The sequence below is a fragment of the Candidatus Magnetominusculus dajiuhuensis genome (assembly GCF_046044395.1).
Taxonomy (GTDB): Bacteria; Nitrospirota; Thermodesulfovibrionia; order Thermodesulfovibrionales; family Magnetobacteriaceae; genus Magnetominusculus; species Magnetominusculus dajiuhuensis.
Genome location: NZ_JBJUSG010000107.1, coordinates 4,395 through 12,314, shown reverse-complemented (window position 1 = coordinate 12,314; position 7,920 = coordinate 4,395). Strand labels below are relative to the sequence as shown.

At 47.1% G+C, this 7,920-nt stretch carries 7 protein-coding genes; 3 read left to right on the top strand and 4 right to left on the bottom strand.

The annotated features are described in order from the left end of the window. Positions 1-184: 184 nt before the first annotated feature. Together AB7D94_RS13255 and gltX are read right to left on the bottom strand one after the other, a co-directional pair. On the bottom strand, positions 185-1,621 hold the full coding sequence (locus tag AB7D94_RS13255) for a cyclic nucleotide-binding domain-containing protein (protein WP_420266371.1): 1,437 nt from the start codon (positions 1,619-1,621) through the stop codon (positions 185-187). 105 nt (positions 1,622-1,726) lie between these two features. After that, on the bottom strand, positions 1,727-3,118 hold the full coding sequence (gene gltX, locus AB7D94_RS13250) for a glutamate--tRNA ligase (RefSeq protein ID WP_420266370.1): 1,392 nt from the start codon (positions 3,116-3,118) through the stop codon (positions 1,727-1,729). Positions 3,119-3,451: 333 nt separating this feature from the next. Here gltX and AB7D94_RS13245 point away from each other — a divergent pair, with 333 nt between their 5' ends. The 3 genes from AB7D94_RS13245 to AB7D94_RS13235 all read left to right on the top strand — a co-directional run bounded on the left by AB7D94_RS13245 (position 3,452) and on the right by AB7D94_RS13235 (position 6,756). After that, positions 3,452-4,258, top strand: a complete 807-nt coding sequence (locus AB7D94_RS13245) for a sugar phosphate isomerase/epimerase family protein (protein WP_420266368.1) — start codon at positions 3,452-3,454, stop codon at positions 4,256-4,258. A gap of 128 nt (positions 4,259-4,386) precedes the next feature. Next, on the top strand, positions 4,387-5,952 hold the full coding sequence (locus tag AB7D94_RS13240; protein WP_420266367.1) for a hybrid sensor histidine kinase/response regulator: 1,566 nt from the start codon (positions 4,387-4,389) through the stop codon (positions 5,950-5,952). Positions 5,953-6,171: 219 nt separating this feature from the next. Next, the gene (locus tag AB7D94_RS13235) at positions 6,172-6,756 is read left to right on the top strand and encodes a hypothetical protein (protein WP_420266366.1); all 585 of its coding nucleotides are present in this window, start codon (positions 6,172-6,174) and stop codon (positions 6,754-6,756) included. 79 nt (positions 6,757-6,835) lie between these two features. Here AB7D94_RS13235 and AB7D94_RS13230 read toward each other — a convergent pair whose 3' ends face one another. Then, entirely contained in the window at positions 6,836-7,621 is a 786-nt protein-coding gene (locus AB7D94_RS13230; RefSeq protein WP_420266365.1) for a mechanosensitive ion channel family protein, read from the bottom strand. Between the two features lie 102 nt (positions 7,622-7,723). Next, positions 7,724-7,920 (bottom strand): FG-GAP repeat domain-containing protein (locus tag AB7D94_RS13225; RefSeq protein WP_420266364.1); only part of this gene is annotated, 197 nt, incomplete at its 5' end.

Here is a 7,920-nt window from a genome sequence, read left to right as displayed (position 1 = left end):
GGCGAAGATTGACTCTATTCATGTATGTTTCGCAGGAATGACAAAATTACTCATACGAACGCAACTTAGTATAAACGTATAATTGCCAGAAATCAGACAATCAGGATTCTTTTGTCTATTATTGGGTAGGTTATTCATTTACCCGCGGCTTACGTAATAGAATAATAAGGGAAAAAAGGCGGCCTTATGTCAGGTTAAAAAATTCCTTGATTTTACAGAACATCTTCGTCTTCTTGTTTGCAAAATGGGCGTTGAGCTGCTCTTCGGACAGCGCCTGTTCGCTCATTTTTCGGGCCAGTTGCTCATTTTCGATTTCCCTGCGCGTGATAATTGCGCTGATTGACTCCACAGCGCTCGGATTGTCCATTATTACATTGGAAAAACCCTCCTTATCAAGGACAAGGAGTAATGCGTCATCTTTTGCCGTCACACTCGCAGTCCTTATACCGCCGGTAAAAAGAGATATCTCTCCGAAAAAATCCCCCCGTTTCAGAACGGCCACCTCGTTACCGCCTACCGTTACAGAGACCCTGCCCCTTCTGATGACATAGAAGGAGTCCCCTTCGTCACCCTCTTCAAAGATACTTTCACCCTTGCCGAAATACTTTTGGACAAGCTGCGAGGCGATTTCCTTTTGTACATTTTCAGGGAAGACCGAGAAAAACTCTATTCGCTGCACGGCTGAGTAATTCTGTTCGAACTCGTCACTGCTGTCAACGCCGGTTACTGGATGACAGTAAACATCTCTGACGGGGAATGGTATCCTGATGTTCTCTCTTTTGAAGGCGTACCAGAGTTTAGTCATCAGGATGTTGGCGATGTGGGGTTTGAGTCCATAGTCGTTAATCCAGACCCTAAGCTCATATTCAATGGAAGAGTCATTATATTTTACCACCCGTACCTCCGGTGGATGGCCTTTCACTTCACAAGTCTTCAGGCAGACAGATGCGATAACCTGCTTTACCTTGTTTGGAGGCGTATCGTAGTCCACACCTACGAAGAGGCTCATAATCTGACTCGGTGTGGGATAGTTTACGCTGAGAATCGTATCTTTTATGATATTGCCGTTTGGAATGACCAGATAATCGTTAGTGCGCGTGAGCAGCTTAGTCGTGCGCCAGTTTATCTCGACGACCTTGCCATCTGTCTCTTTTACGCGTATCCAGTCGTTGATTCTGAAAGGGGTTTCTATGTGCAGCACCACACCCGCGATAAGATTGGTCAGCGTGTCCTGAAGCGCAAGACCTATGACCATAGAAAACACCGCCGAGGTCGTTATTATAGGGGTTAAATCAATGCCAAACTGTATTTTCAGGATTGCAAACAGGGCTATGGCATAAATTACCGCGGTGACGATGTCATGGATTAGTTTGGGAACGGCAATCTTTGCCCTTTCGATATATAGCGTACTGAAAAAGTAATCGGCTATTTTAAAAATACCATAAAAAAACAAAGCATAAACGAAGGCGTTCGTTACCTTAATATCAACAGGCGGTTTATTGACAAACACATATATGCCAATAGCAACAGCCAGCAGAACAAGCAGCGCATAATAAATCAGGGACGATGACCGCCCGGCTTTAACGTTGTCTTTCATATCCATAGTTTTAGCCACTGCCACTTACGTAGCTCAAGCACGAAAAAAATAACACTATCAAAACGCTGTTGTCAAGGACTACAAACAGGGTGTGTCAGAGCAAAATAGAAATGTCCTGTTTCAGTTAATTTAAATTTTCGCCAGCGCCTTCTGAAGCCTTTTAATCGTCCGGTCCTTGCCAACCAGCTCAATGACCTCAAAGATGCCGGGACTTACGGTGTTTCCCGTAATGGCGACCCTCGTCGGCTGGGCGATTTTGCCAAGCTGGACGTTAAACTCATCAAGCAGGCCCATAAACACCACCTCTATCTGTTTCACGGTGAAATCCTCAAGGGCGGTGAGCCTTTCTATTAACGCGGTAAGGTAGGGTTTTGTCTCGTTGGTAAGGAATTTCTTTCCCGCCTTTTCGTCTATTACAACGTCCTCTTCTATGTAATAGTGCATCGAATTTGCCAACTCAACAATGGTTCTCGATCGCTCCTGAAGGGTCACTATCGCCCTTGCAAGCCATTGTTTATCCACCAAATCAACCGACCCCAAAAATGGTGCTAATAATGGAATTAACCCCTCTGGTGACGCGGCCTTAATATATTCCCCGTTCATCCACAGTAGTTTCTCCGGATTGAATACCGAGGCGGAGGAGCCGACATGCTCCAATGAGAATTTCTCTATCAACTCGGCCTTCGAAAATATCTCCTGGTCAGAGTGCGACCAACCGAGCCGCACAAGATAATTCAGCAGCGCATCGGGTAGGTAGCCCATCTCCCTGTATGCCTGAACAGACGTAGCCCCGTGGCGTTTGCTGAGGCGCGCCTTGTCAGAACCGAGAATCATCGGCAGGTGGGCAAACTTAGGGGGTGTTTTTCCAAATGCCTCATATATGTGCATCTGCTTTGGAGTATTGTTTAAGTGGTCATCCCCTCTGATGATGTGTGTTATGCCCATCTCAATATCGTCCACCACGACTACGAAATTGTATGTCGGCGTGTCATCAGAACGCATTATTATAATATCATCAAACACTGAATTTTCATAAACTATCTTTCCCTTTATTAAATCATCCACCATGGTGCTGCCATACTGGGGCATTTTAAACCTGACGACTGGTTTAATCTCTGCCTCCGGGTTTTTCAAATCCCTGCACGTGCCGTCGTATCTGGGGGGCTTACCGGCAGCGGTGGCAAGTTTTCTCTTTGATTCCAGCTCCTCAGCCGAGCAATAACAGTAGTACGCCCTACCTTCCTCAAGAAGGCGGTTGACATATTGGCGGTACAGCTCCGTGCGGTCTGTCTGCCTGAAAGGCCCCTCGTCATGGTCAAGATTCAGCCATTTCATGCCGTCTATGATTGCCTCTATGTACTCGTCTGTTGAGCGGCTCCTGTCAGTGTCCTCTATGCGTAAGATAAATTTTCCATTGTGACGCCTTGCAAATAAATAATTAAAAAGCGCAGTCCTTGCGCCACCTATGTGAAGATACCCCGTCGGGCTTGGCGCGAATCGTACCCTTACGTCGTCAGACATAATACTAAAAACCTCCTTAGCCGTTACGGCGCTCTATTCTAACATATATGATTGCCAAAAATCGCAACGCCCCACTATAATAACAGAGCGATCGCATTTGAAAATTACAATAGGAATCTCATAGACTGGATTCCAGCTTTCGCTGGAATGACAGACAAGGCAGAACAAAACGAACACCTGAATTTGTCTTTTCGTTCTCTTTTCTTGTCATTCCCGTCTCTTTTTCTGTCATTCCAGCGGAAGCTGGAATCCAGGAAACCATATTTTGGACTGAAGGCATAGGCAAATTTTTCTAATGCGTTTGCCCTGACTATAATAACGGAGGGTTCCCGGATGACTGATAAAAGAAATGTTCGCATAGGCAATCAGACCGCCTTCACGGCGCAGCCCTATGAGCTGCCGTTTGACTTCGCGCTCAACAACGGTTTTGACGCCTTTGAGTGGTTCTCTGACAAGAAATCATGGGGACAGGGATGGGATATCGGGGATGCCACAACGCAGGACAGACGCCGCATCAGGGAAGAATCCCTCAAGCGCGGGTTGGCTCTGTCCGTACATTGCCCTGCCCATGCTGACCCCTTATCAGACGGCTTTTCAGATGTCTTTTTTAAGCACGTGGAGTTTGCCTGTGACGTCGGGGCGTCAAATATAAATATTCATCTTTTCACAGAACATGGACTTGAGAACTATCTGAAATCCCTGCTTCCCCTGATAGACATCACCGCAAAGGCGCGGATTACGCTGTCCATCGAAAACACTACCATCACAGGCCCTGCGGATTTTAACCGGTTATTTTCTATGTTAAGAACCCTTCCCGCCAAACACGTGGGCATGTGCCTTGATATTGGCCACGCCAATATATTCCACGAGACCAGAAACGATTTCCTTAGGTATATTGACAGATTATCGAATGACGTGCCGATAATACACATCCACGCCCACGAAAACTTCGGAGATGTTGACAGCCACCTGACACTGTTTAGCGGCCCTTCAAAATCTAACACCCTCGGACTGAGGGGATTCGCGGCAAGGATGATAAATCGCCGGTTCAGCGGCATGATTATCATGGAACAGTGGCCGTCCCCTCCAGAGCTCCTCATAAACGCGCGCCTTAGGCTCCTGGATTTTTTCAGGGAATAAAATATAGCCACCACCAGCCGGCCTAAAGACGTTCAAGGGGTTGGACAAATAACATCTCCCCATGCTAAACTAACCTTGACGGTAAGTTAGGTTAAGCACTGTGTGTAAAGATACAGGAGAGGGAAGCAGTGGGAGGGATTATAGACAGCCAGCCGATTTTTCTCGTCGTGGACGATATGGTCGAGATGCGCGGGGTTATTGTCAGCAACCTTAAAACACTTGGCTTTTCAAAAATCCTTACGGCTCAAAACGGAGAGGAAGCCATTCGTAAATTGGGCACCGACCCCGTCAACATGATCCTCTCTGACCTGAACATGCCCCAAATGACAGGCCTTGAGCTGCTTGAATGGGTACGCATGGACAGCAACCACAAATTCACTCCGTTTATCATGATTACCGCGGAGGTTGGGCGGCAACAGATAGAGAAGGCAATAGCAACCGGGGTGAGCGACTTTATACTAAAGCCTTTTTCTCTGGGGACTCTTTCTGAGAAGATTAAACGAACTCTTAATCGCAGCACTGTAAGGCAGGTCAAAAGCGCGGCACAAGCAGAGATAAGTCCGGTTATTGACCCGACATCTGCAACTTCGGCAATCAGTAGCGATAACAAGACCTATACCGTGCTTGTCGTAGATGACGTACCGGGTAACCTGGGGCTGATTTCAAATATTTTGCAAGCCGAGTACCGCGTTAAGGTTGCCATAAACGGGCAGCTGGCAATCAAAATATGCGAGTCGCCCGATAAACCTGATCTTGTACTTCTGGATGTCAAGATGCCGCGCATGGACGGTTTCGAGGTCATAAAAATACTGAAGTCAAACGAGGCAACCTCGGGCATTCCCGTCATATTTCTATCTGCGATGAATGACCCTGAAAGCATAGTCAAAGGGCTGGAGGCCGGCGCTGTGGGCTATGTTACCAAGCCCATAGATAGGGTCGCCTTGCAGGCAAGGGTGCGCAGCTTTCTGCGTTTTTACCGCGGTTATGAGGAACTGAAACACACACTGGACACTATGATGGACAACGCCAGACTCCGCGACGATGTAGAACTCATCATTCGCCATGACATGAAAAGCCCTCTGGCCGCTATCATAGGTATAATCGGCAGTGTAGGGCAGGGCAAAAGCATGGCATCAGAGCAGCTAAAGACAATAGAAGACCTGTCCTACTCTCTGGTTACAATGCTGAACCGCTCCACAGACCTTTATAAGATGGAGACCGGACGCTATCATCTAAACGCACAACCAGTGGATATTCTGCGGCTGACAGAGAAGGTGGCAGATGAGGTACGCCTTGGATTTACGGCCAAAAACATAAAGATAACGACGAAAAGTACGGGCGCAGAGCAACTCACCGCGCTTGGCGATGAGTTGCTGTGTTACTCAATGCTTCACAATCTTATAAAAAACGCGGCAGAGGCCGCCCCCACAGGCAGCACCGTATTTGTTACCGCAGCGTCAGGAGATGGCAACACCATCAAGTTGGCCATAAAAAATCTCGGCGCGGTACCAGAGTCCATTCGTGTTCATTTTTTCGATAAATTTGTAACTATGGGGAAAAAAGGCGGCACCGGATTGGGCACATACTCGGCACGCATGATGGCAGAGGCCCAAAATGGCAGTATCTCTATGCAAACATCCGAAGATTCTGGCACTATAATTGAGGTTACACTGCCTAAGGCCCACACCGCATGAGACCATGTACGCATCTGCCGGCCATCACTGCCCTGCGCCATGATGATGCCGGAATGTGGGGAAATGCCCCCAAGGTATTTCCCTGATTAGTTCTTTTGCCAGAGTCCCCCTGTTTTTTTACAATTGCTGGCAGTCATCACTTGCCCTATGATTAATAATTATGATATAACACAGTTACTATGACCGATTGAGAATAAGACAATGGCTTAGGAGGGTAATGTGGCTGAAAACGTAGAGGCAGAGGGTAAAAGAGACAGATGGGCTGAGGGTGTGACCAGTGATAAGCACCTGTTATTGATGAGGAGCATACATTCAATTGAGAACCGATTGCTGTGGAGTGAGTTGGCATACCTGTCTTTGAATCTATGTGTCATATTGTTTTCTATGGGGTTGCTATCTTACGCTTCCGGCATGGCGGATACCCACGTACCCTACATGTCGGTGATATTTCTTGCCGTTATTGGTGAGTTTATATGCGTGTACTGGTTAATCTCATCCATGAAGCATCAAATGAAGTTGAGGCTGCGGTACTTTCAGGCGAGATATTTGGAGAGAAAGCAAGGCATGTGTGGTGAGTCATTTATTTCAGATGAGTCAAACTACTTTAACCCCTCCGTTGGGTACGTGGAAAGCCCTGATAAGGTTGAACGAGTTGACTATCCATCTAGTGGGGCAACAAGAATGGACGGGTTTGCAGGGTCGGCTAAACCGAGGCACCTGACATGGTTGATGTCGTCTGTGATATTTTTTATGTACGTGGCAATGCTGTTGTGGGTATATAATGATATGTTTAAGATGTACTGAACCACACTTTATCAACTCATTGCAGCAATTTCTGAGCAACCCCCTGCCGCGCAGACCTTCCCCTGCCGGGGCAGACTTTTTACGGGTAAGTTATTTTCATACCTTTGGCGGCGAATACATCTCTGCTTGTCTCCGGTAGCTCATCGCTCAGAGCCGCGTAATGTGCCGCGTTACACCAGAGATTGACAGACAGTTTTATTGCGGCCTCCGATATTTCAGTTACCTTCAGCGTCGGTGGCGGCGATTTTAAGATACGGCTGTCTTCGCTAAACATGGAGAGAAAGAGCGTCTTAATGTTTTTAATATCGCCGTTTTCTGCAACACCAAACGTCAGGTCAAGTCTTCGCATGGGTTCGGTGGAGAAGTTTGTGATGCTCCCGCCAGAGAGCGGGCCGTTTGGAATGATGATGGTCCTATTGTCCGGCATCTTGATAATGGCATGAAATATTCCGATTTCGCTTACTTTGCCCGTAAACCCCTGCGCCGAAATTACATCGCCCACCTTAAAAGGTTTAAACAGTAAAATAAGGACGCCACCCGCAAAATTAGCCAGATTATTTTGTAAGGCAAGCCCGACCGCCAACCCCGCGGCTCCCAAAATAGCTACGAAAGATGTAGTCGCTATCCCAATCATCGAGGCAACACTGATAAACAGCAATACCTTCAGTATAATACTTGATATACTCCCCAAAAACGACTGCAAAGACGGCTCCAATTTCCCCAGACTCATTGCCCTAAGCAGTGTCTTATGTATAAGCTTGATAACCCAAAGGCCGATAATCAAAACAGCGGCTGCCAAAAATAATTTTGGTGCATAAAGAATAACCATGTCATACGCCTTATTTACATAGTAATTGGTGTCCATACGGCCTCCTTTTACAGATATTCTCCAATCAAGTATACCATATATATTTCAGGATATTCTGTATCACTTTTTCTTATTGGCCTAATGGCGAAAATCTCCCGCTTATCTCATCTGCCAGACGGAGGCAACCGACGTGGAGACAGCGCCGGAACTCTTAATCGCGGTGCCGTTCATAAGCCACACGTAAACGGCACCTGTGGATGCGTTCTGCCAAATGATGTCGCTATATCCATCGCCGTCAAGGTCTCCCACCCCCTTTATCTGCCATGCGGAGTCCATTGAAGTGGCCACGACACCGG

Coding starts and splice junctions, on each gene's coding strand:
- gltX (WP_420266370.1), bottom strand. CDS start 3,118: ATGTCTGACGACGTAAGGGTACGATTCGCGCCAAGCCCGACGGGGTAT.
- AB7D94_RS13230 (WP_420266365.1), bottom strand. CDS start 7,621: ATGGACACCAATTACTATGTAAATAAGGCGTATGACATGGTTATTCTT.
- AB7D94_RS13245 (WP_420266368.1), top strand. CDS start 3,452: ATGACTGATAAAAGAAATGTTCGCATAGGCAATCAGACCGCCTTCACG.